Source organism: Mesorhizobium sp. LjRoot246 (genome assembly GCF_964254115.1).
Taxonomy (GTDB): Bacteria; Pseudomonadota; Alphaproteobacteria; order Rhizobiales; family Rhizobiaceae; genus Mesorhizobium.
The window spans coordinates 3206871-3230483 of sequence record NZ_CAXUSN020000001.1 but is presented as its reverse complement, the minus strand read 5'-3'; the positions used below and the strand labels follow the sequence as shown (position 1 = coordinate 3230483).

20 protein-coding genes are annotated in these 23613 nt (G+C 62.4%); 3 read left to right on the top strand and 17 right to left on the bottom strand.

Annotated elements, in window-relative coordinates:
• Nucleotides 1-120: 120 nt before the first annotated feature.
• From ACSQ3L_RS15585 to ACSQ3L_RS15550, 8 genes are all read right to left on the bottom strand, one after another.
• The gene (locus ACSQ3L_RS15585) at nt 121-2283 is read right to left on the bottom strand and encodes an amylo-alpha-1,6-glucosidase (protein ID WP_436160760.1); all 2163 of its coding nucleotides are present in this window, start codon (nt 2281-2283) and stop codon (nt 121-123) included.
• A gap of 50 nt (nt 2284-2333) precedes the next feature.
• Nucleotides 2334-3395, bottom strand: coding sequence for a glycosyltransferase family 4 protein (locus ACSQ3L_RS15580; protein WP_436160759.1), 1062 nt, complete (start codon nt 3393-3395; stop codon nt 2334-2336).
• A gap of 95 nt (nt 3396-3490) precedes the next feature.
• A complete protein-coding gene (locus ACSQ3L_RS15575; RefSeq protein ID WP_436160758.1) occupies nt 3491-3868 on the bottom strand; it encodes a DoxX family protein in 378 nt (125 codons plus the stop codon).
• Between the two features lie 68 nt (nt 3869-3936).
• The gene (locus tag ACSQ3L_RS15570; RefSeq protein WP_292641884.1) at nt 3937-4395 is read right to left on the bottom strand and encodes a carboxymuconolactone decarboxylase family protein; all 459 of its coding nucleotides are present in this window, start codon (nt 4393-4395) and stop codon (nt 3937-3939) included.
• A gap of 11 nt (nt 4396-4406) precedes the next feature.
• A complete protein-coding gene (locus ACSQ3L_RS15565; RefSeq protein WP_436160757.1) occupies nt 4407-4925 on the bottom strand; it encodes an RrF2 family transcriptional regulator in 519 nt (172 codons plus the stop codon).
• A gap of 356 nt (nt 4926-5281) precedes the next feature.
• On the bottom strand, nt 5282-6595 hold the full coding sequence (preA, locus tag ACSQ3L_RS15560) for an NAD-dependent dihydropyrimidine dehydrogenase subunit PreA (protein WP_436160756.1): 1314 nt from the start codon (nt 6593-6595) through the stop codon (nt 5282-5284).
• 2 nt (nt 6596-6597) lie between these two features.
• The gene (locus ACSQ3L_RS15555; RefSeq protein ID WP_436160755.1) at nt 6598-7962 is read right to left on the bottom strand and encodes an NAD(P)-dependent oxidoreductase; all 1365 of its coding nucleotides are present in this window, start codon (nt 7960-7962) and stop codon (nt 6598-6600) included.
• Nucleotides 7963-8081: 119 nt separating this feature from the next.
• A complete protein-coding gene (locus ACSQ3L_RS15550) occupies nt 8082-8798 on the bottom strand; it encodes a gamma-glutamylcyclotransferase (protein ID WP_436160754.1) in 717 nt (238 codons plus the stop codon).
• A gap of 171 nt (nt 8799-8969) precedes the next feature.
• Between ACSQ3L_RS15550 and ACSQ3L_RS15545 the strand changes: the two genes are divergently transcribed.
• A complete protein-coding gene (locus tag ACSQ3L_RS15545; RefSeq protein ID WP_436160753.1) occupies nt 8970-9746 on the top strand; it encodes a VOC family protein in 777 nt (258 codons plus the stop codon).
• Between the two features lie 75 nt (nt 9747-9821).
• Here ACSQ3L_RS15545 and ACSQ3L_RS15540 read toward each other — a convergent pair whose 3' ends face one another.
• The gene (locus ACSQ3L_RS15540) at nt 9822-10310 is read right to left on the bottom strand and encodes a hypothetical protein (RefSeq protein ID WP_436160752.1); all 489 of its coding nucleotides are present in this window, start codon (nt 10308-10310) and stop codon (nt 9822-9824) included.
• A 203-nt stretch (nt 10311-10513) separates the two neighbouring features.
• Here ACSQ3L_RS15540 and ACSQ3L_RS15535 point away from each other — a divergent pair, with 203 nt between their 5' ends.
• Nucleotides 10514-10903, top strand: coding sequence for a DoxX family protein (locus ACSQ3L_RS15535; protein WP_436160751.1), 390 nt, complete (start codon nt 10514-10516; stop codon nt 10901-10903).
• Between the two features lie 111 nt (nt 10904-11014).
• Here ACSQ3L_RS15535 and ACSQ3L_RS15530 read toward each other — a convergent pair whose 3' ends face one another.
• Together ACSQ3L_RS15530 and ACSQ3L_RS15525 are read right to left on the bottom strand one after the other, a co-directional pair.
• On the bottom strand, nt 11015-13456 hold the full coding sequence (locus ACSQ3L_RS15530) for a GcvT family protein (RefSeq protein ID WP_436160750.1): 2442 nt from the start codon (nt 13454-13456) through the stop codon (nt 11015-11017).
• Between the two features lie 243 nt (nt 13457-13699).
• Nucleotides 13700-15238 carry a trimethylamine methyltransferase family protein gene (locus tag ACSQ3L_RS15525; RefSeq protein WP_436160749.1) on the bottom strand — a complete coding sequence of 513 codons (1539 nt, stop codon included), beginning with the start codon at nt 15236-15238 and terminating at the stop codon, nt 13700-13702.
• A 217-nt stretch (nt 15239-15455) separates the two neighbouring features.
• Between ACSQ3L_RS15525 and ACSQ3L_RS15520 the strand changes: the two genes are divergently transcribed.
• Complete coding sequence (locus ACSQ3L_RS15520) at nt 15456-16046, top strand: transglycosylase SLT domain-containing protein (RefSeq protein ID WP_436160748.1); 591 nt, start codon at nt 15456-15458, stop codon at nt 16044-16046.
• Between the two features lie 85 nt (nt 16047-16131).
• On the opposite strand, the gene ACSQ3L_RS15515 is transcribed toward ACSQ3L_RS15520, so the two are convergent.
• The 6 genes from ACSQ3L_RS15515 to ACSQ3L_RS15490 form a co-directional block, all read right to left on the bottom strand.
• Nucleotides 16132-16569, bottom strand: coding sequence for a TA system VapC family ribonuclease toxin (locus tag ACSQ3L_RS15515; protein ID WP_436160747.1), 438 nt, complete (start codon nt 16567-16569; stop codon nt 16132-16134).
• Complete coding sequence (locus ACSQ3L_RS15510; RefSeq protein WP_436160746.1) at nt 16566-16793, bottom strand: CopG family transcriptional regulator; 228 nt, start codon at nt 16791-16793, stop codon at nt 16566-16568. Before ACSQ3L_RS15510 ends, ACSQ3L_RS15515 begins: the two co-directional genes overlap by 4 nt.
• A gap of 97 nt (nt 16794-16890) precedes the next feature.
• Nucleotides 16891-19215 carry a dipeptide ABC transporter ATP-binding protein gene (locus ACSQ3L_RS15505; protein ID WP_436160745.1) on the bottom strand — a complete coding sequence of 775 codons (2325 nt, stop codon included), beginning with the start codon at nt 19213-19215 and terminating at the stop codon, nt 16891-16893.
• Nucleotides 19216-19282: 67 nt separating this feature from the next.
• Nucleotides 19283-20440 carry an ABC transporter permease gene (locus ACSQ3L_RS15500; protein WP_436160744.1) on the bottom strand — a complete coding sequence of 386 codons (1158 nt, stop codon included), beginning with the start codon at nt 20438-20440 and terminating at the stop codon, nt 19283-19285.
• Nucleotides 20441-20452: 12 nt separating this feature from the next.
• Nucleotides 20453-21487, bottom strand: coding sequence for an ABC transporter permease (locus ACSQ3L_RS15495; protein ID WP_436160743.1), 1035 nt, complete (start codon nt 21485-21487; stop codon nt 20453-20455).
• A gap of 227 nt (nt 21488-21714) precedes the next feature.
• On the bottom strand, nt 21715-23367 hold the full coding sequence (locus tag ACSQ3L_RS15490) for an ABC transporter substrate-binding protein (RefSeq protein WP_436160742.1): 1653 nt from the start codon (nt 23365-23367) through the stop codon (nt 21715-21717).
• Nucleotides 23368-23613: the final 246 nt, after the last annotated feature.

The window sequence follows — 23613 nt, the reverse complement described above, 5'->3', positions numbered from 1 at the left end:
TCGGCGGCCGTTTTGTTCGTGTTTCCGATTTGAAACTGTCCACCGGCGACATGGTCGCCGTCCGGACCTGTATTTTTGCAACGCACAAAGCCGGGATCGGTTCCGCCAATTTTGTTCGAATCATGTTCTGACCACGAGCGGCACCAACCCCTCATGGCGGTCGGCGAGGAAAGCGACGACCCGATCGCCGACCCGCTGGAAGGTGAGATCGACCACTCTTTCGCCGACGCCCAGGTGCCGAAGCGTGAGTGTGTCGATTCCGATCGGCAGCCTGGGGCGGGTAACGCGGATTTCGCCTTCCCAGCCGTCGATCTCCAGGCCAAGGCAGGCCTGCATGAGCATGAAGGAGGAGCCCGCCGACCACGCCTGCGGCAGGCATGCGACGGGATAGGCGATCGGTGCTTCGCCCGGCGCGCGGGTAAAACCACAGAACAGTTCGGGCAACCGCATGTTGAAATGGACCGCGGATTCGAACGTGCCGCTCATCAGGCGGACCACGCTTTCGCGCTCGCCATAGCGCGCCAGGCCGGCACCGCACATGGCCGTGTCATGCGGCCAGATCGAGCCATTGTGGTACGACATCGGGTTGAAGAACACGGCATCGTCGGCAAGCGTCCTCAGCCCCCAGCCGGAGTGGAAAGAGGCGGAAAGAAGCTGATCGGCGACCCTCTGCGCCCGCACCAACTCAGGCAGTCCGACAAAGAGCAGATGCCCCGCATTCGAGGTCCGCACCTTGCAGGGCTCGCCGGCTCCGTCGATCGCCAAGGCATAGAAGCCGAGATCCTCGAGCCAGAAATCGCGTTCCACTGCCACCCGCATGGCCTCGGCGCGGTCCTCCCAGTGATCGGCCCTGTCGTCCTCGCCGCGGCGACGGGCAAGTGCCGCCAGCCCCCGGAAAGCGGCAAAGACATAGCCTTGCACTTCGACCAGCGCGATCGGACCCTTGGGGATGCGGCCATCGGCATGAAAGACGGAATCGAAACTGTCCTTCCATCCCTGGTTGGCGAGCCCGGACTCGGCAGCCCGCTGGTAGGTCACGAATCCCGTCTCGCGGCCCGCCTCCTCCGTCCATTCGGCCGCGGCGCACAGCGACGGCCACAGGCTGTCGATGAACGCCATGTCGCCGGTGCGATCGGCATAGGCACAGGCGAGATGGATGTAGAGCGGCGTCGTATCGACGCCTCCATAATAGCGGCCGAACGGGAGCTCCCGCAGCGCCGCCATCTCGCCCTTGCGCGTCTCGTGCATGATCTTGCCCGGCTGCGAATCGCTGAACGGCGAGGTTTCCGTCGCCTGATGCTGGGCCAGGAAGGCCAGGACGCCCCGGGCCAGGCCCGGATTGAGCCACAGCATTTGCAGCGCCGAGATGACGCCGTCACGGCCGAACGCCGTCGAGAACCAGGGAATGCCGGCATAGGGATAGGGTCCGGTCGCAAGCTCGGTGGTCAGCAGCGCGACATCGGCGCGGGCTCGCTCGACCCAGTCGTTGAAGACGCGCCCCGAACTGTGCACCGTCGCGCCATGGCGGCGCTTGGCGCGCATGCCGAAGCGGGCTCGGGCGGCAGCAGCGCGGAAACGGTCGCGATCGGGCGCCTCCGCCATTTCGGGGCCGATCTCGACATACAGCACGTTGCTGCTGCGCTTGGTTACGGCGATCAGGAAATCCGCGCGGTCTGCCGTCAGTTGATCCGGCGCCTGCGAGAACGATATCGCCGATGTGCGCACCAGCCCGTCCAACCCGTCGTAGCGCAGCAGCACGGATGTTGCATCCATCTCGGCCACGTGGGCCAATCCGCGCTTCAGTCGCGTCGAGCCGCGCACTTCGAACATGTCGCGGAAATCGGCGGCAAAGTGCAGGGAAACGCCGATTGTCGAGGTTTCCCGGCTGTAGTTGGAAAGGGTGATGCGTTCGAACAGCCTGTCCTGCCAGAGCAGTCGGACGCGCTCGACATGTATGGCACCCTGTGGAATGTCGCGACCGCTGGCACTCAGTATCGGCAGATTGGTCAGGTTGGCGGTGAACAGCACATTGTCTTGACTGAGCGAGGCGCCCAGCAACGATGTCTGCCTGCCGCCGACGGTCAGCCGAAATTCGGAGAGCACCCGTGTGTCGTCGCGGAAGAAACCGTCGCCGGCTCCGCGTATGTCGCCATAGGCATCGGCGACCGCAAAGCAGTCGCCCTGCTTGAGCGCAAACAGCCGGTGTGGCTCGCGAGGCGCGGTCGCGTCGAGCGAGGCAAGAGCTACGGCGGGATCGAGCTGGCGCTCATTGAGTTGGGCCATTCGTTACAGATCCCTCTTGTTTCGGTCTTGTCGCTGGGGCACGTCGCCGCTCACGACGCCCTCGCCTCGGACGGTATGCCGATCAGGCGCGCATAGGCGCCCAGATAGTCGCCGGCCATTCTTCGAGCGGAAAACCGTTTTTCGAAAACGGCCCTCACCTTTCGTCTGTCGAGCTGCAGCAAATCAGGCACAGCGGCAACGGCGTCATCCATTGTGTCAGCGGTAAAGCCGGTCACGCCTTGATCGATGATCTCAGGCAGTGCGCCGCAATTCCAGGCGATCACCGGCGTGCCGCAGGCCATGGCCTCGATGGCGGCAAGGCCGAACGGTTCCGGCCAGTCGATCGGGAACAGCAGCCCGGCCGCGTTGCCGAGAAATTCCGCCTTCTGGTTCTCCTCGATCTCGCCGACATAGATGATGCGATCGCCATCGATCAAAGGTTCGACCACCTCATGGAAATAGGCGCGGTCGTCGTCGCCGATCTTTGCCGCAAGCTTCAGCTTCAACCCCGAGCGCAAGGCGATCTCGATGGCGCGATCCGGGCGCTTGTCGCGTGAGAACCGGCCGAGGAAGGCAAGGTAGGGTTCTTCCTGCGCTGTCCCGAATGTCGGCTCGTAAATCCCGGTCGGCAGTCCGTGGTGGATCGTTGCCAGCCAGTTGGCCCTGGGAAGGCCTGCCTTCTGGCTGTGCGAAATGGAAATCAAGGGAAAGCGCGGAAAACGCTCATAGGCCGGCGCCAGGTCGACATAGTCCAGCCTGCCATGCGGCGTCGTCACCGTCCGGTCGGCGATATCCTCGAAGAAGGAAAAGTGCAGGAAGTGACTGAGGTGGAAGTGGATGACGTCGAACTCCGACGCCCGTTCCCTCACCTGCGCAAGCATCGAAAGATGCGCCGCGATCTCGGATTTGAGCGGACGCGGATCGAGGCGCAGCGCGCGTTCCCGGCCAACCACCAGCTTTGCCGAGGTCTGGCTGTCGCCGCTGGCAAACAGCGTCACCTCATGGCCCAGATCGACCAGCGCTTCGGTCAGGTATGCGACGATACGCTCGGTTCCGCCATAGAGTCGGGGAGGCACCGATTCGTAGAGCGGCGCGACATGGGCAATTCTCATATTTCATCCTGGATGCTGGCATGCAGGTGTGAAATGCGCCAACGGCCCGATTGGTTCCGTCGCGCTGCAGTGCAGCAGTCGCTATGGACCGCGCGTCAGACAGACTGAGCGATCAGCGTCAGAAAACCACCACTGAGTGCGACGTTGCCGACGAAGCCGTTAATACGCGAAGCGCGCTCCGGACCCTGATGGTCCCAGAAATTGTGGAACATCGGCGTGGCGACGATCAAGAACACCAGCAGCACCGTCGCGGCGAATGCCGTCCAGAGGCCGGCGATCACCAGCACGCCAGCGGCGACTTGAAGCACGATGCCGAGCCACAGCGCCAACCGCGCCTGCGGCACGCCGCGCGCGGCCATCAGCTGGGTCAGGAAGGCCTCGTTCTGGATGTTGCGCAGGCCGGCGAAAACGAAGGCGCCGCCGAGCAACAGGCGGCCGAGAAACAACAAGGTCGAAGGCAAATCAGCAGGCATCAAACGCTCCCTTTAAAAACAGTTGGAGCGCCGCCTTTCGACGGCGCTCCAAAACACAATCCGGACAATCAGGCAGCCTTGGCCGCGGGCATTGGATGAATGGCCTGGAACGGGATGCACAGCCGGTTCCATGTGTTGATCATGCCGAGCGCAACGGACAGCTTGACCAGTTCCTCTTCCGAGAAATGCTCGAGCGTCCTTGCATAGAGTTCGTCCGGCACGCCGTTGTTTGCGATCAGTGTGACGGCCTCGGTCCAGGCAAGGGCGGCGCGTTCGCGCTCGGAAAACAGCGGCGATTCCTTCCACGCCGAAACCAGATAGAGCCGCTGTTCGGTCTCGCCGTCGCGCCTCGCCTCGCGGCTGTGCATCTCGACGCAGAAGGAACAACCGTTGATCTGCGACGCCCTGAGCTTGATCAGGTGCAGCAGGCTTTCCTCGAGCCCGCATTCGTCGACCGCCTTGTTGAGCGCCGACACCGCCTTCATGATCTCTGGCGCCTTGGCGAAAAACTGGAGCCTCTGTTTCATCCTCTTTCCTTTCACGTCTGCTTGGTTGAACTGGATTTCTGTGGCCGTTGATGACGCGCGACGAAGGCGCAACTCGCGGCAATGGATCTCGGATCAGCTTCTGCCGCGTAGGTGGCCACGACGTCGGACAGCTTCACCTCGGCGAGTGCCGCACGATAGGCGCGCTCGGCCTTCAGCATCGCGACGTTGATGCCGCAGAGTTTGACGTAGGCCGAGACATCGAGCTTGACCGGCCCGTTGCGACGGATCTCGCCGCAACGGAAGGCCGGCTCGCGGCCCTCGACGGCCAGCACGATATCGAGCAGCGTGATGCGCTCGGCCGGCCGCGCCAGCCGGTAACCGCCCGCCGGCCCTGGTACCGATTCCAGGATGCGCGCCGCGCTTAGCATGTTGAGATGCTTCAGCAGATAGCTCGGCGACAGTCCAAAGGCCTCGGCGAGAGCAGCGCCAGGCATGGTGCTGTTGCCTCCCACACTTGCCAGCGTGGCGGCGCAATGGATGGCTGCTTCAACGCCCTCGCCCAGCTTCATTGTGTCGATCTCCAATTCATGGACATCTTTTATCGTGGATATTTTTTATCTGCAATAAGAAAGTGGAGATATCCCAATATTCGCGATGGCTTCACAGGACTTGGGTTCCTCGCACCCCGCGAAGCGGGGGAGAGGTGGCCCGGCGAAGCCGGGACGGAGAGGGGGAACGACCTTTGTGAAGTCAGAATCGGTGAAGAATGAGGCGTGAGCAAGATAAGCAGGTGATCAGGAGCCTTGGCCAGATCCCAGTCGCCCCGAAAGCCCCTCTCCGTCCCGGCTTCGCCGGGCCACCTCTCCCCACTCCGTGGGGCGAGGAACCCAAGATCTGCCAAGCAGCCGCACCGGGCTGGAGGCCCCTACTCCGCAGCCACCTTGGCCATCGGATTGTTCGGGTGCGTCGTCCAGTTTGCATAGACCGGCGACACCGGTTTGCCGGTGCGCTGGTCCATCACGCCGGCCGCCAGCGGCTCCATGGTGATGCAGTTCTCGACCGGGCAGACATTGACGCAGAGGTTGCAGCCGACGCATTCGGCCTCGATCACCTCGAAGTGCCTGACGCCGTCGACCATGCTGGTGATCGCCTGGTGCGAGGTGTCCTCGCAGGCGATGTGGCAGCGGCCGCATTTGATGCAGGCGTCCTGGTCGATACGCGCCTTGGCGACGTAGTTGAGGTTGAGGTACTGCCAATCGGTGACGTTGGGCGTGGCGCGGCCGACGATGTCGTCGAGCGAGGCATGGCCCTTCTCGTCCATCCAGTTTTCCAGGCCGGCGATCATCTCCTGGACGATCTTGAAGCCATAGGTCATCGCCGCCGTGCAGACCTGCACATTGCCGGCGCCGAGCGCCATGAATTCGGCCGCGTCGCGCCAGGTGGTGATGCCGCCGATGCCGGAGATCGGCAGGCCGTGGGTTTCGGGATCGCGCGCGATCTCGGCCACCATGTTCATGGCGATCGGCTTCACCGCCGGGCCGCAATAGCCGCCATGCGAGCCCTTGCCGTCGATGGTCGGCTGCGGCGCGAAACTGTCGAGATCGACGCCGGTGATCGAGTTGATGGTGTTGATCAGCGACACGGCGTCGGTGCCGCCGGCGTGGGCGGCCCGCGCCGGCTTGCGCACATCGGTGATGTTGGGCGTCAGCTTGGTGATGACAGGCATGCGGGTGTTCTGCTTGCACCAGCGCACCACCATTTCGATATATTCGGGCACCTGGCCGACGGCGGCGCCCATGCCGCGTTCCGACATGCCGTGCGGGCAGCCGAAATTGAGCTCGATGCCGTCGGCCTCGGTCTCCTCGACCACCGGCAGGATCGCCTTCCAGGCCTCCTCGACGCAAGGCACCATCAGCGAGACGACGATGGCGCGGTCAGGCCAGTCCTTCTTGACCTGCTTGATCTCGCGCAGATTGACCTGCAGATCGCGGTCGGTGATCAGCTCGATGTTGTTGAGGCCGAGCAGGCGCCGGTCGGCGCCCCAGATGGCGCCATAGCGCGGGCCGTTGACGTTGACCACCGGCGGGCCTTCTTCCCCTAGCGTCTTCCACACCACGCCGCCCCAACCCGCCTTGAAGGCGCGAATGACGTTGTAGGCCTTGTCGGTCGGCGGCGCCGAGGCCAGCCAGAACGGATTTGGCGATTTGATACCGACAAAATTGTTTCTGATATCTGCCATGCTCATGCCCTCCCGTTCGAGGTCAGTGCCCGATTGATGCTCTCCGCCGCGTCGCGGCCCTGCGCCACCGCCGAGACGGTCAGGTCGTCGCCGCCGAAGATGCAGTCGCCGCCGGCCCAGACCCTGGCCAGCGAAGTACGCCCTTCCGCATCCACCTTGATGCGGCCGGCTTCGAGGTCGATCGACGCACCGCTGCCGTTGAGTGCGGCCGGCACGAAGCTCTGGCCGATCGCCTTGAACACCTGGTCGGCAACGAGCGTAAGCCGCTCGCCGGTGCCGGCAAGCCTGTCGCCGTCGAGCGCCGTGTATTCAAGTTCGATGGCGCTGACCTTGCCGCCCTCGGCGATAACGCGCTTCGGCTGCAGCCAGTGGCGGATGGTGACGCCATTGGCGGCCGCCAGATCCTGTTCGAACTCGGAAGCGTTCATCTGTTCCTGGCCGCGGCGGTAGCAGATCGTCACCTCCTCCGCGCCGAGCAGCTTCGACTGCACCGCCGCGTCGATCGCCGTCATGCCGCCGCCGATGACGACGACGCGCCGGCCGACCGGCAGGCTGGCGAGGTCACTGGCTTGGCGCAGCTCGGCAATGAACTCGACCGCATTGATGACGCCATCGGCATCCTCGCCATCGGCACGCAGCGCATTGACACCGCCAAGCCCCATGCCGAGAAACACCGCGTCGTAATTGCGGATCAGGTCCGACAATTGATAGTCGCGGCCGAGCGCCTTGCCGTTCTGGATATCGATGCCGCCGATCGCGGTGACGTAGTCGACCTCGGCCTGGGCGAAATCGTCGACACTCTTGTAGGCGGCAATGCCATATTCGTTGAGGCCGCCGGCCTTCGGGCGTGCCTCCAGGATGGTCACGTCATGGCCGTGGCGAGCGAGCCGGTGCGCGGCGGCAAGGCCGGCCGGCCCGGCGCCGACCACGGCGACCGTCTTCCCGGTCGGCTCGGCGCGTGGATAAAACTGCTTGTTCTCGGCCATCGCGACATCGGTGGCGTAGCGCTGTAAGCGACCGATCTGCACCGGCTTGCCTTCCGCCACCTCGCGCACGCAGACCTCTTCGCACAGCGTTTCGGTCGGACAGACACGGGCGCACATGCCGCCCAATATGTTCTGGTCGAAAATGGTCTTGGCCGAACCGATCGGATTGCCGGTCGAGATCTGGCGGATGAACAGCGGAATGTCGATCGAGGTCGGACATGCGTTCATGCACGGCGCGTCGTAGCAGAAATAACAGCGGTCGGATTCGACCAGCGCTTCGTGGTGATCGAGCGGCGGGTGCAGGTCGGAAAAATTGTCCGCGTACTGGTCGGCCTGAAGCCGGCCACCGGCAACACCTTCTTTGAACTGGCCTTCTGGCATCGTCAGTTCCCCATGTTTTCTTTTGAGGAAGGCTAGCACGTTTTATTTTTTTATCAATTGGTCAATTTTCGGCCAAGTCGCTGAAAAGGCTCGACAATAACATGATTTTTTTACTCATGTTATAAGGATTGCGGGTGGCTGGGCTCAAGTCCGCGACCATGGATGGCCCGGACCTCGTCCGCGACCAGTTCCTGCAACCGCCACAAATTGCGATCGCGGATGCCGAAGGCTTCGAGATGGCTCACCGTGTTGTAGAGATATTCGGCGCCGGAGCCGATATGCCCGCAGGCTCTGGCCAGCACACTCGCCACCTTGTCCAGTGGCTGGTTCAGCGACGTTCCCCTGCCCTTCACGCCGACCCAGAAGCCAAGCGCGCGCAGTGCGCCTTGCGCCGTATGTATCGGCAGCCACCTGACCGTCTCGATACTTTCGTGATCGCTGATCTCGCGCCGCAGCAGCCTTTCGATCTGCGCCGGTTTTTCGCCCTCCGGCAAACGGTAGATCACCCCGTTGCAGCGTCCACCCCGTTCGAGTGCCATCATCAGACCCGGTTGCTCGGCGCTGCCGCGCCAGCGCACCATGTCGAGGCAGAAAGAGCGGTGCCAGCCAAAGGCCGTGGCGACCTGTTGCTCGACCGACTCGAACTCCGGCTTCCAGATCAGCGATCCGTAAGCGAACACCCATAGCGGCCCCTTATCGGCTTCATCGGACAGCCGCAAGGCAAGGGCTCGAAAGTCCTCGTCGTTCAACTCGGTCCAGCTCGGGTCTGGACCGGGATCGGCCTCTTCCCGATGGCACAGTGCGACAAGCTCGGGCGTGAGCGACATCAAGCGCATGAACGACGACCCCTCATCACCGTAGAGAAATCGAAAACCGCTCGACGCGCAATCCGGGAACGCTTGTCATGCAAGCTCATTGTTATCCGGGCGGTGTCGGATTTCCGTCGTGAAGAGCGTCCTATGATGGATCGGACGACGATCGACGCATAAAAGGTGAGGAGACCGAAAATGCCAAAAACCCCCATGCCCTTCTTCTGGTACGAGTTGATGACATCAGATCTCGACGCCGCCGAGGCGTTTTACACCAAGGTGGTCGGCTGGAAGGCGCAGCCTTTCGACACGACCCCTGGCATGCCGCGCTATATCGTCATGAATGTCGGCGAGCGTGGCGTCGGCGGCCTGATGACGATACCGGAGGACGCCGCCAAGATGGGCATGCCGCCCGCCTGGCTCGGCTACATCCACACCAGGGATGTCGATGCCGCCACGGCATCGCTGGAGAAAGCCGGCGGCACCGTTCACCGCCAACCCGACGACATTCCGGGCGTCGGCCGCTTTGCCGTCGTCGCCGACCCGCAAGGCGCGACCTTCATGTTCCTGCAGCCGAACGGCCCCGACCAGCCCGTCGTGCCGGCCAGCACGCCGGGCCATATCGGCTGGCACGAGCTTTACACGAGCGACTGGAAGGCCGCGTTCGATTTCTACTCCGACCAGTTCGGCTGGGTCGATGCCGGCGATTTCGACATGGGTCCGATGGGCACCTACCAGACTTTTACGGCCGGTCCCGAATCCGGTGGCGGCATCATGAACAAGCCTGAGCAGATTCCGGTCCCTGTCTGGCAGTTCTACTTCAACGTCCCGGCCATCGACGCCGCCGCCAAACGCGTGACCGACAATGGCGGCAAGATCCTGATGGGGCCGATGGAGGTCCCCGGCGGCAGCTGGGTCGTCCAGTGCCAGGACCCGCAAGGCGCCCATTTCGCCTTGATGGCACCGGTACGCTGACGGCGATAAACCGCTGCAGGAAGCACCGGCCCTTCGTCGCACCACCGACGAAGGGCCGTATTCCCTGGCGCCGTTCTATTCCGGTGCCAGCACGGCGACCTTTAGCTCGGCCTTTTTCGCCCCGCTGAGCTGAACGGTGGCCGGGCCGGGCGTAAGCTTGAAGCGCACGCTCTTGCGGATGCCGGGGCAAGTTTTCACGCCGCTATAGCCTGCCGACTTGATGGCGTGGCCGTCCTGAATGACGTCGATCCAGGCCTCGCCCGAGAGGCTTATCTGGATGGCGCCGTCAGGTGGCACCTCCACGCTGGCGACGGCGCCAAACGTGTCTGACGCAGGGGCACGTTCGGGCGGCAAGGTGAAGCCGGCCTCTTCGATCGGCACCAGCGCCAGGTCCGCGGCAGCGCCGATCGCCAGGATCGCTCCGGACGGCGTTGCGGGTGCTGCGGCAAACAGCGCATGTTCCCGCGCCACCGGCCATTTGAAGGCCTCGCAGCCGGCGTCCTCGGCCATGGCGAAGCTGGTGCCTGCAAGGATTGCGAACAGGCCGATGACGAGTTTTTTCATGGCAACGGGAACCCACATGTTCGGACTAGCCATACATCAATACAACCAGTGCGATACAAATGCAACCCTAACGAGAAAAATATGAGGGTCGGGATGGGAACATTTCCGGTCACCGATTGTTGATGGCGGACCATGGGAAGTGAATGGTCCAATGCCCGGAGATGATCTATGGCCGGTCCGGGAAGGCTAAGATGGAGTTTTAGATGAAGCTTTTCGAAAGCCTCGCTAAGTACCAGCCGCAAGCCTTGGGCGTTCTGCGCATCGTGACCGCGCTGCAGTTCGTCGAACACGGCACTCAGAAATTGTTCAATTTTCCCGTCAGCGACCAACCCCATGTGCTCACTGGGCTGACGCTCGCCGCTGGAATTCTCGAATTCGCCGGCGGCATCCTGCTGGCGCTGGGCTTGCTGACCCGACCAGTCGCGTTCCTTCTGGCCGGCGAAATGGCGATCGCCTATTTCATGGCACACATGCCGCGCGACTTCTTCCCGGTCAACAACGGCGGCGATTTGGCAATCTCGTTTTGCTTCATTTTCCTCTATCTGGTGTTTGCCGGTGCTGGAGCCTTCGCGCTGGACAACCGCCGCGCCTGACACCCAATCAGCGGCTCACCCAGTGCATGTCGCCCAAAAGTGCGCAGCGGTTTTGGGACAACGACATGCACAAAACAGGAATCTGAAGCGCATCGGCGAAGCCGAAGCGCTTCAGGCGCGCATCCTTTCGAGATTGGCATCGAACAACGGCGTCGCCTGCATGCGCGCGGCATGGCGCTTGCCAAGCAGCTCGATCTCGAAACCGTCGCTTTCATCGGCAATCTCCTTCGGCACGTAGCCGATGGCGATCGATTTCTTCGAGTGATGCGCATAGCCGCCCGACGTTACCCAGCCGCGCACCGCGCCATCGAACCAGATCGGCTCGTCGCCGATGACGTCGGCGTCGTCGGCATCGACGACGAAGGCACGCAGGCGCAATTTGCCGCCCTGCTTGCGCTCAACGAGTGCCGCGGCCTTGCCGATGAAATCCGCATCCTTGCTGTAGGCGACAAAACGGTCGAGCCCGGCCTCGAGCGGCCCGTAGATCGGCCTGTATTCGCGCCCCCATGAGCCATAATTCTTCTCCAGACGCAGCGCGTTGAGCGCCCGCGAGCCGAACAGGCCGATGCCGAATTCCTCGCCCGCCGCCATCAGCGTCTGATAGGCGGCGCGCTGGTATTCCGGCGCCACCCAGATCTCGTAGCCGAGGTCGCCAGTATAGCTGACGCGGCCGACCAGGCATGGCGCCATGCCGATATCCATCCTGCCCATCGCCATGAACGGAAATGCGGCATTCGAGACTTCCGAGCGCGTGGCCTTTGCCAAGAGCTCCCGCGCGTTCGGCCCGGCGATCGACAGGCCGGTCAGCTTGGCTCCCAGCGCCTCGATATGGACCGAACCATCGTCTGGCAGGTGCCTCTCGAACCAGCGCATATGGTATTGCTCGGCAATGCCGGAGCCGGCGAGGAACCAGCCGTCCCCATCTCGATCAAGAGGACCCAGATTGGCCAGCGTGAAGTCACCGATCAATCTGCCGTCCTGCTTCAGCATCGGCGCCAGCGTCATGCGGCCGGGCTTGGGTAGCTTGCAGGCAAGCATCCGGTCGAGCCAGGCGGCCGCGCCCTCGCCCGTCACCTTGTATTTGGCGAAACTCGAAATCTCGGACAGGCCGACACCGTCGCGAACCGTCCTCACCTCCTTGGCGACCTGGGTGAAGTCGCTCGAACGGCGCCACGAGAACTCGTCCTTGACGCCCTCCGGCGCATACCAGAGCGGCACTTCCAACCCATAGGCAACGCCCCACTGCGCACCCTTGGCCGACAGAAGATCGTAGATCGGCGTCGTCTTCAGTGGGCGCCCGGCGGGCAACTCCTCATTGGGGAAACGGATCGAGAACCGCCTGGAATAATTCTCGCGCACCTTGGCGTTTGTGTAGGCCATCGTCGCCCAGTCACCGTAACGCGCGACATCCATGGCCCAGATGTCGGCGCCGGGATCGCCCTCGATCATCCAGTTGGACAGCGCCAGCCCGACGCCGCCACCTTGCGAAAAACCGGCCATGACGCCGCAAGCGACCCAGAAGCCCGGCAGGCCGCGTACCGGTCCGACCAGTGGGTTGCCGTCCGGCGCGAAGGTGAAGGGGCCGTTGATGATCTGCTTGATGCCGGTGTTCTGGAAGGCCGGGAAATGGCGGAAGCCGACCTCAAGCGACGGCGCGATGCGGTCGATGTCCGGCTCCAGCAGTTCATGGCCGAAATTCCAAGGCGTCTGGTATTCCGACCACGGCTTGTTGGCCTTTTCATAGGTGCCCATCAACATGCCGCCGCGCTCCTGGCGCAGATAGAGCTCGCCGTCGAAATCGACCGCGTGGATGATTTCGGTGCCGGTCTTGGCGTTCCAGACGGCGACCTCGGGCATGTCCTCGGTGATCAGGTACATATGTTCCATCGCCAGCACCGGCAGTTCGAGCCCGACCATGCGGCCGACCTCGCGCGCCCACAGGCCGCCGGCATTGACGACATGCTCGGCCACCACCTCGCCCTTGTTGGTGATGACGCGCCATAGCCCGTCGGCGCGCCGCACGATGTCCTCGACCTTGGTGAAGCGCTCGACCTCCGCGCCGAGCTTGCGCGCGGCCTTGGCATAGGCATGGGTGACGCCCGAGGGATCGAGGTGGCCGTCCTCCTTATTTCTGACGGCGCCGACGAACTGCTTGGGATCGAGCAGCGGCATCAGCTCGGCCGCCTCGTTGGGCGAGATCTCCTCAAGCTCGATGCCGAGATAGCGGCCCTTGGCGACGACGCCGCGCAGCCAATCGAGTCGCGCCTCGGTTGCCGCCAAAAGCACGCCACCGGTCAGATGCACGCCGGTCGCCTGGCCCGAAAGCTCCTCGATCTCCTTGTAGAGATTGATGGTGTATTTCTGCAGCTTGGCGACGTTGGGGTCGCCATTGATCGTGTGCATGCCGCCGGCCGCATGCCAGGTCGAGCCCGACGTCAGTTCGTCCCGCTCCAGCAGGACGACATCGGTCCAGCCGTGGCGCGCCAGATGGAACAGCACGGAGCACCCGACGACGCCACCGCCAATGACCACGACCTTTGCATGCGATTTCATGGATTTTTCTCTGATATCAGTGAGTTGGATGGGTGAAATGAATCGAAATGGGAGGAGCCAGGCCGCCCCCCTCTGGCCTGCCGGCCATCTCCCCCTCAAGGGGGGAGATCAGCAGTTGTGGCGCCGTCGTCTTCTTTTCAACAGTGGTGATTGGCGAAGAAGAACGTGACAGCCAATCTCCCCCCTTGAGGGGGAGATGGCCGGCAGGCCAGAGGGGGGTGCCGCGCGCCGATGTTGACAAAATCACGGTTCCCCCTGCCCGATCGCTTCCTTGCGCTTGGCCATGTAGGCCTCAAGTTCTTCGCGCACGGCGATATCCATCACCGGCTCGACATAATCCTCCAGCGCCTTCTTCCACAGCCGCGTCGCACGCGCCGTGGCGTCGAGCCCACCGGCCTCTTGCCACGCCTCGTAATTCTGCCAGTTGGACAGCATCGGCTGGTAGAAGGCGGTGGCGTAGCGCTCCAGCGTGTGCGGTTCGCCGAAGAAATGGCCACCGGTCGGCACCGCGCCCAGCGCCTCGACGGCAAGCTCGGCCTCGTTGACCTCGATCGGGCGCAAGAATTCCATCATGTGCTGGATCATCTCGACATCAATGATGAGCTTTTCGAACGACGCCGTCAGCCCGCCCTCCTGCCAGCCGGCGGCATGGTAGACGAGATTGCCGTGGCCAAGCACCGCGCCCCACAGCGCCATCAGCGTCTCATAGGCACCTTGCGCATCGGCGGCGTTGGAAGCCGAGCCCGGCGTCGTGCGATACGGAAGCCCGTAGCGCCGCGCCAGTTGGCCCGAGGCGATGTTGGCCTTGGTGTTCTCCGGCGTGCCGAAGGCCGGCGCGCCGGACTTCATGTCGACATTGGAGGTGAAGGCGCCATACATCACCGGTGCGCCGGGCCGCACCAACTGCGTCAGCACCACGCCGAACAGCGCCTCGGCATTCTGCTGCGCCAGCGCCCCGGCCAGCGTCACCGGACTCATCGCCCCCATCAGCGTGAACGGCGTCACTGCCACCGACTGGCCGAACTCGGCCATGGTCATCAGGCCTTCGGCCATCATCTCGTCGAAGCGGCGCGGCGAGTTGACCGAAATGATGGTGGTGACGCCGGGATCGTTGCGCATCTGGGCGAGCGTCAATCCACGCGAAATCGCCATCATCTCGATGCCGTCGAGCGCCCTGCCCCGGCCGATCGCCGAGACATGGAAACTCTTGTCGGTCAGCGTCAGATTGGTGAAGTAGGTGTCGAGATGGCGGGAGTTTGCCGGCAGTTCCACCGGCGCGCAGACCTGGTTGCCGAGCATGTGGATGCAGTTGAAATGCTGCGCCAGCCGCGTGAGGTCCGAATAGTCTCGCAGATTGCCGGCGCGGCGACCGCGCTCCATGTCGTGCACATTGGGCGGTCCGGCAACCAGCGTGAAATTGATGGTGTTGCCACCGAGATGAACGGCGTTGGCCGGATTGCGCGGCGTCAATACGTAGCTGGACCGCGTCGTCTTCAACGCTTCGTCGACCAGGCCGCGATCGATGCGGACATTCGCCGAGGCATGATCGACTTTGGCGCCGGCCTTCTCGAACAGCGACAGCGCGCGCGGACTCATCACCTCGATGCCGAAATTCTCCAATATGTGCATCGACGCCTGGTGGATCGCCTCGATCTGGTCGGGCGACAGCATGGCCATGGGCGGATAGGGATTGGTCACTCGCCTGAGCGGCAGTTGCGGGATAGCCAATGGCCCCCTGTTGCTGGTGCGCTCGGCGCCGCGTTTGCGTCTTGGTTCGTTCATGCCTGGCATCAAAGCCCCGGCAAACCAGCCAAGCTGTCAGGAATACGCCGTTTGCGGACGTGATTTTAGCCACGGCGGCACTTTTGCAATATCCGTGTAGAAAAAGCGACGAAATAGGTCGGATTGTTGATACTGGATTTCCCTAGGGCACTGCGCCGGCGAAGCGTTAACGGACGCTGCAAGATTCCCTTTATGATTTCGGCCTATTGCTCTGCCAATGCGTAGTTCGAGTTTTAGTAAAATTGGTGCGGTTTGCGTGCTGCTGGCGCTTTCGGCCTGTGCCACCGCGCCCAATCACATCAACAATGTCTGCGCCGTCTTCGACCAGAATGACGGCTGGTTCGACAACTGGCAGTCGGCCGCTGAGCGCACCCAGCAGAAATACGGCATCCCCGTTCCGGTGCTGATGGCAACGGTGCGCAAGGAATCCGGCTTCAAGAGCAATGCAAGGCCGCCACGCACCAAGCTTCTGGGCTTCATTCCGTGGAAGCATGTCTCCTCGGCCACGGGCTTCTCGCAGGCGCTGGACGGTACTTGGTCGCAATATCAGCGCGAGACCGGCAGTTGGGCGGCACGGCGCACGAAATTCGCCGATGCGGTCGATTTCGTCGGATGGTATCACTCCAAGACCGCAGACACCTATGGCGTCGCCCGCAACGACACCTACAATCTCTACCTCGCCTACTATCTCGGCTGGACCGCCTATGGCCGCGGCAACCGTGGCGATGCCGGCGTGCAGGGCTATGCCCGGGCCACCGACAAGATGGCGCGAGACTATGCCCAACAGTTGAGCGACTGCGGGAACTGACCTTGCCAAGGCATTCGCAGCCAAGTGAAATCACCTGACGCAGCGCAAAGCGATGTCGCCCTCGATCAGAACAGATCTCAGCGATTCATTCGCTTGGGATCAGATGAAGGGTAGCCTTCCCTGCCTTTACCGCCGCCGTCGACAGCTTTCGGTCGAAAGTCGCCAACTCGCCGTCATGCGACTTGGCGAGCACCAGCAGATAACTGTCGGTTACCTGCGCCGAAGTTAGGATCTTGCCTGCGTCGATCTCTCTGGAACCGACGAGACTGATGTCATCGGGCCAGAACTGGTGTCCGGCAAGCGCGTGCAATTTAGCGATGATCGGCGCAACGACAGCAGGGGAGCCGGGAGAGTTGGGGTATTTGGGGTTGCCCACGATCCTGATGACGCCGTTCTCGGTTATGGGGCATGTGGCCCATGAGTGATGCCCGGTGGATTCGAACCACCGATGGGCGTCGTCATGCGCGACATGAGCCGGATCGATAAGCGCAATCAATACATTGACATCGAGCAGGAAGGTCACAGCAGCTCGTCGCGAAGCGCATTGACCGTTTCGAGATCGACCATCGGCCCGCCGGGCCGCGACGAAAGCAAGGGAATGCCGTTGCGCTCACCGCCCGCCTGCGGCCGACGCAGCGAACGGCGAACCAGATCGGAAATGACTTCGCCCACGCTGCGATCCTGCTGCCGCGCCATAGCCTTGGCGGCAAGAAGGACATCGTCATCGATTGCAAGTGTCGTTCTCACAATTCGCCCTCCCTTCCACGCATCAAACATCACGCATCACATAGAGCAATGGACGGAAATTCTCAAGGGACGCATGCATGGTATTGCGTGATCCCGGTCAGTTCGGTTTCCTGGGCTTGCCCGGCTTTGGAGAACGGCCGGTTTCCGAAACCTCGTCGCGAACCTCGTGACGGCGGGCTTTCGAAACGGCTTCGGTCTCCTCGGCAGCCTGCCCCACCGCATCGGCTGCCGCGCTGCCCGTCTTGCCATGCGGCCGGTTGGGCGGCGTGCCGACAAAACCTGGGCCATCGCCGTGCGGCGCATCGTCGGGCACGCCCTCATGCGAAGCGTGCTCCTTGTCGAACTTGATCACCGGCTCCATTGTCGCCAGCACCTCGTCCGAGAGCCAGCAAAGGCTCATATGGCCGTCGCCCAGGTTCTTCACCGGCGGCACCTTGGTCTCGCACAGATTGTCCGGCACCAGCTTCTTGTAACCGCAACGGGTCTGGAACGGACAACCGGAGGGCGGGTTCATCGCCGAGGGGATGTCGCCTTCCAGCACGATGTGCTTCTTCACAACACTCGTGTCGGCGATCGGAATCGCCGACAGCAGCGCCTCGGTATAGGGGTGGTAGGGCGGTGCGAAGATCTGATCCGTCGTGCCCTGCTCGACGATATAGCCGAGATACATGACGACGACGCGGTCGGCGATGTAGCGCACGACGGATAGATCGTGGCTGATGAACAGCATCGTCGTCTTGTTCTTGCGCTGGATGTCCATCAACAGTTCGGTCACCGCAGCCTGCACCGACACATCCAATGCCGAGACCGGCTCGTCGGCCACCACCACCTTGGCGTCGCCGGCAAAGGCACGCGCCACGCCGATGCGCTGCTTCTGGCCGCCCGACAGCTGGCGCGGCTTGCGGGTCTCGAATGCCCTGGGCAACTTCACCAGGTCGAGCAGTTCCAGCATGCGCTTGCGGCGGTCGGCAACCGTCTTGCCGACATTGAACTTCTCCAGCGTGCGGATGATCTGCGAACCGACCGAATGGCTGGGATTGAGCGTGTCGAACGGGTTCTGGAACACCATCTGGATCGACGACACGGTGTCGACGCTGCGCTTCTCGATGCCGGTCGACTGGATTTCCTTGTTGCCCAGCGTCACCGTGCCGGCACTTGCCGTCTCCAGCCCGAGCAGCACCTTGGCCAGCGTCGACTTTCCGCAGCCGGATTCGCCGACAATGGCGACCGTCTCGGATTCGCGCGCCATGAACGAGATCGTCTCGTTGGCCTTGACGACGCGACCTTCGCTCGAGCCGAACACCTCGCTGCCGCCGACCTTGTAGTATTTTCTGAGGTCCTCGATCTTGAGCACCGGCGCGCCGGGCACGACGCGCTCATTGACCTTCTTGGCGCCGGGCGGCAGTGCCTCCCAGTCGATCTCGTTGAAGCGCACGCAACGCGAGAAATGGCCTTCGTGACCTTCGACTTCGATCATCGGGATTTCGGCGGCGTTGCAGACGCCCTCGACGAAATGGTGGCAGCGCGGACCGAAATTGCAGCCCTTGGGCCGCTCGTGCGGCAGCGGCAGCTGTCCGGGTATGGAGATCAGCGGCCGTGAATTCTTGTCGGCGCCGGGCAGCGGGATCGAGCGGAACAGCCCTTGCGTGTAGGGATGGCGCATGCGGTCGAACACGTCCTTGATCTTGCCGGTCTCCACCGCCTCGCCCGAATACATCACCGTGATGCGGTCGCAGGTTTCCAGGATCAGACCGAGATTGTGCGACACGAAGATCATCGACGTCCCGAACTTCTCGCCGAGCCCCTTAACCAGGTCGACGATGCCCGCCTCCACCGTCACGTCGAGCGCCGTCGTCGGCTCGTCGAGCAAAAGCAGCGCCGGCTTCGACAGCAGCGCCATGGCGATGACGATGCGCTGCTGCTGGCCACCGGACAGTTGGTGCGGATAGGAGCGCATCATGCGCTCGGGATCGGGCAGCTTGACCGCGCGCACCATTTCGAGCGCGCGTTTATAGGCCTCTTCCTTCGACACCTTGTCGTGGATCAGCGGCACTTCCATCAGTTGCTGGCCGACCTTCATCGCCGGGTTGAGGCTCGCCATCGGCTCCTGGTAGATCATCGCGATCTTGTTGCCGCGGATGGTGCGCAGCTCCTCGTCGGAGAGCTCGCCCATGTCCTTGCCCTGGAACTTGATCTTGCCGCCAACGATTTTTCCGATGTTGGACAGGTCGCGCATGATGCCGAGCGATACGGTCGACTTGCCGCAGCCGGATTCGCCGACGATACCCATCGCCTCGCCCGGCATGACGGTGCAGGAAAAATCCATGACGGCCGGTATCTCGCCCTTGCGGGTGAAGAAGGAGATCGACAGGTTCTCGATCTCGATGATCGGTTCTGAGGGATTTCGAACTGCCTCATTCATGGGTCGCTCCAATCCTGGTTCTTTCAGGCCTGATTCTCTCAGGCGCATCGGGTCGAAACCCGTAAGATCAGTCTTTCATCGATTGTTCGCGTAGCGAATCGGCGAGCAGGTTCAAGCCCAGCACGAACGACATCAGCGCGATCGTCGGCGGCAGCGCTGGGTGGATGAATGAGCGCAGCAGGCGGCTGGCGTCCTTGATCGCGGTGCCCCAGTCCGGGCTTTCCGGCGCCAGGCCAAGGCCGAAATAGCCTAGCGTGCCGAGCAGGATCGTGGTGTAGCCGATGCGCAGGCAGGCGTCGACGATCAGCGGCCCGCGCGCATTGGGCAGGATTTCCCACAGCATGATGTACCAGGGCGATTCACCGCGCGTCTGCGCCGCCGCCACATAGTCGCGCGTTTTGATGTCCATCACAAGGCCGCGCACGATGCGGAACACGCCGGGGCTGGAGGCGAACACCACCGCCACGAAGATGTTGAGCTGGTTGGGATCGATATGCACGATCTTCAGCGGATCGGCGTCGAAGACCAGGCCGGCATAGATCCAGCCGCCGAGGATCAGCGTGATGCCAAGCAGGACATAAAGCCGGTCGGGCCGGTTCTTGTATCGCGTCCAGAACAGCACGCTGAAGAAGATGATCGGGAACAGGAAGAACACGCCGGCCATGCCATAGGGGATCGGCGTGTCCATGATGCCCGGCGTCACCAGCAGGTAGAACAGCAGGATAACCGGGAAGGCCAGAACCAAATTGGCCAGGAACGACAGCACGGTGTCGATCTTGCCGCCGTAATAGCCGGCGGGCAGGCCAAGCGTGATGCCGACCATCAGCGCGAAACCGGTTGCGGCAGGTGCAATGATCAGCACGATCTGGCTGCCATAGACCATGCGCGAAAACACATCGCGCGCCAGCTTGTCGCCGCCGAACAAATAGGTCAGCCCCGATTGCGGTTCGATGGCGCCCGGCAGCACATCCTTCATGATAGGGACCTGGGCCAGCGGATTGAAGGGCGAGATGGTCGCGGCGAAGATTGCCGTGAACAGCCAGAACAGGCAGATGCCGACGCCGACGATGCCGACGCCGCTATCGAACAGCTGTCCGTAGAGCGCCAGCTTCTTCTTGTAGGCGAAGCTTGCACCCATGACGATGAGGAGGGCGATCCAGACCGGCCAGAAGCGCGACAGCACTTCGAGAACGACGGTGAAGCCACTGATATATTGAACCGGCATCCGCTTCGTCCCCTACTGAACTCTGATACGCGGATTGAGAAACGCGTAGCCGACATCGGAAATGAGCTGCGTGATCAGGACGATGAACACCGAAACCAGCGAGCAGCCGAGCAGAAGGTCGATGTCGTTGTTGCCGGCCGCTTCGACCAGCGTGTAGCCGAAGCCCTGGTAGCGGAACATCACCTCGACGATGACGACGCCGGTGAGCAGCCAGGGAAACTGCAGCATGATGACTGTGAACGGCGCGATCAGCGCGTTGCGCAACGCATGTTTGACCACCACGCTGCCGAAGGAGAGCCCCTTCAATCGGGCGGTGCGGATATATTGTTGCGTCATCACCTCGACCATCGACGCGCGGGTCATCCTCGCAATATAGCCGATGCCGTAGATCGCCAGCGTCATCACCGGCAGCGTGAAATTGTAGAAGGTGATGCCCTGGCTCGCCGAGGCCGCCGAGCCGTTCAGCAAGCCGAGCCATGAGGCGAAGATGACGGTGAAGATGACGCCCGAGACATATTCAGGTGTCGCCGTCGAGGCGATCGAGGCCACCGACAGCACGCGGTCGGTTCGCGAGCCCTCGCGCATACCGGCCAGAATACCGATCAGCAGCGAGATCGGCACCATCACCGCCAGCACCCAAAACATCAGGACGCCGGTGGCGCCGAGCGCGGGAAACAGTTTTGAGGCGACCGTTGCCTTGAACTTGGTCGAGCAGCCGAAATCGCCCTCGAAGACACCGGCGAAGGTCGGCACAAGCGGATCGTTGCAGAACGAGAAACGCTGCGCGGGCTTGCCGGTCGCCGGATCGGTCACCGGCTGCTTGGGCACGACGCCCAGCCACTGCCCGTAGCGGACGAAGAAGTTCTGGCGGTAGCCATGGTTGGCCAGCCAACTCTCGAGCTGCTCTGCCGACGTGTGCATTTCGGTCTGGCTGATTGCCAGCTTCTTCAGGTTGGGTTCGAGGTTGATCAGGAAGAAGACGACCATGGTCAGGCACAGCATCGTCAATGCCATGGTGCCAAGACGCCTGATAACGAAAGAAAGCATGGCGGTCCCCTGCCGATGGGTTGGGGTTTGAGCCGGCTATGAAAGCCAACCCTGCCGTGACCGGCGGGGCTGGCTGTCAAACAGGCCTTCGGATGCGATCAACCCTGTTTTGTTGCATGGCCTCCCCCGTGAGTCCGTAACTTTTTTGAAAAAGCGCGGACCAACAGGGACGGACGATGCAAAGAGCGAAGGGAAAGGGGCGACGCCCCTTCCCCTTGTCGGTGCCATCAAGCCTGGTCGAGCCAGACCTTGCCGTAGTCGCGCTCGAAGGTCGGGTGCATCTTGTAGTTCTGCACCGCCTTGACCGAGTGGCTGTAGAGCTTGCGCCAGTACGGCTGGATGATGATGCCGGAATCCTGCAGGATCTGCTCGATGTCCTTCATCATCTCCTTGCGCTTGGCGGCGTCGGCAACAGCGAGCGCGGCATTGAGCTTGGCATCCCACTCGGGATTCGCATAGGCCGTCTCGTTCCAGGCTTCGCCGGTGCGATAGCCGATCGCAAGCACTTGGACGCCAAGCGGCCGCATGTTCCAGTTGGTCATGGACAGCGGATATTTGGTCCAGTCGTTCCAGAACGTCGAGCCCGGCAGCACGGTGCGCTTCACCTTGAGGCCGGCGTCGCGCATCTGGGCGGCGATCGCATCGCCGGTGTTCTTGTGCCAGTCTTCGTCGACGGTGATCAGTTCATGCTCGAAGTCGGCCTGGCCGGCTTCCGCCATCAGCGCCTTTGCCTTGGCCGGGTCGCGAGCGACCTTCGCAAGCTCATAATATTCAGGGTGAATCTGGCAAACATGGTGGTTTTCGGCAACGGTGCCGGCATTGCCGTAGCCGAGTTGAAGAACGACATTGTTGTCGACCGCAAGCTGCAGCGCGTTACGCACCTTTTGGTCGCCATAGGGCTTGTTGTTGACGTTGGTGCGGCAGACGATGGTCGACGCGGTGACGATCTCCGACTTGACCAGGTCCATGCCGTCGAGGATCGACACATAGTCGGCCGAGGTCTCGAAATTGGTGTGCACTTCGCCGGCCTCGAAAGCACTGACCATGGCCGCCGGATCGGTGCCGTAGTCGATGAACTCCAAGCCATCGAGGAACACTTCGCCATCCCACCACTTGTCGTCGGTGCGGCGCTTGTAAACCACCTTCTGGCCGACATCGTAGGAGACGAGCTCGAACGGACCGGTGCCGATCGGACAGGCTTTGAAGTCGCCGCCCTTCTCGTCGAAGCTCTTGTGGACGATCAGGCCGGGATAGTCGCACACGTTCGGAATGAGCGCGATGTCAGGCTTGCTGAGCTTCAGCTTGACGGTGTGATCGTCGACCTTGGTCACCGCGCTTTCGTCCAGCTTGTCATCCTTGACCAGCGTGCCGAGGCGGCCGGGCATGGAATTGCCTTCGGCCTTCTTGTCGGCCCAGCGCTTCAGGTTGAAGATGACGTCATCGGCGGTGAAGGCATCGCCATTCGACCAGGTCACGCCTTTGCGCACATGCAGCGTGTACTCGGTGGCGTCGTCGTTCACGTCCCAGCTTTCCAGCAGATACGGGCGGAACGTGTATTCGGTGGTGTACTTGACCAGCGGCTCGAGCGCCTGGCGCTCGGCGTTGGAGATTTCCGACCAGTCGGCCTTGCGCGGGTCCTTCGGATCCTTGATCCACTGGGCGATCTTCAGCGTGCCGCCCTTCTTGCCTTTTACCTCTTCGGCCTTCGCCGGCGTCGGGTCGGCGAGGCCGAGCAAGCCGTAGGCCATTGCCGTCGATGCACCGAAGACGCTGGCCATGGCCAGGAATTCGCGGCGATCCACCTTGCCTGCCTTGGCATCTTCGGCCATGGCCAGGATGTGATCCGGAACGCGATCGCCATCACTCTTATAAATTGTCATGACTTAACTCCCATTGTTGGCTTTCCGCCTTTTAACATTCCGCATCCAGGCCATGATGTCAAAGACGGCGTGGATTGAGAACATGTTGGGGAATGTGCAACTTTGGAAAGAGAGCGGTTCGCGTGATAACGACAGTCTTGGCGCAAATTTGCTACTGCCCGTCGGATTCCTCTGGAATCTCGATAGTCGATTAAACTGAGACATTTACTCCAGGCCGGACAGCGCCAGTATCGAGCCGCCATGAGG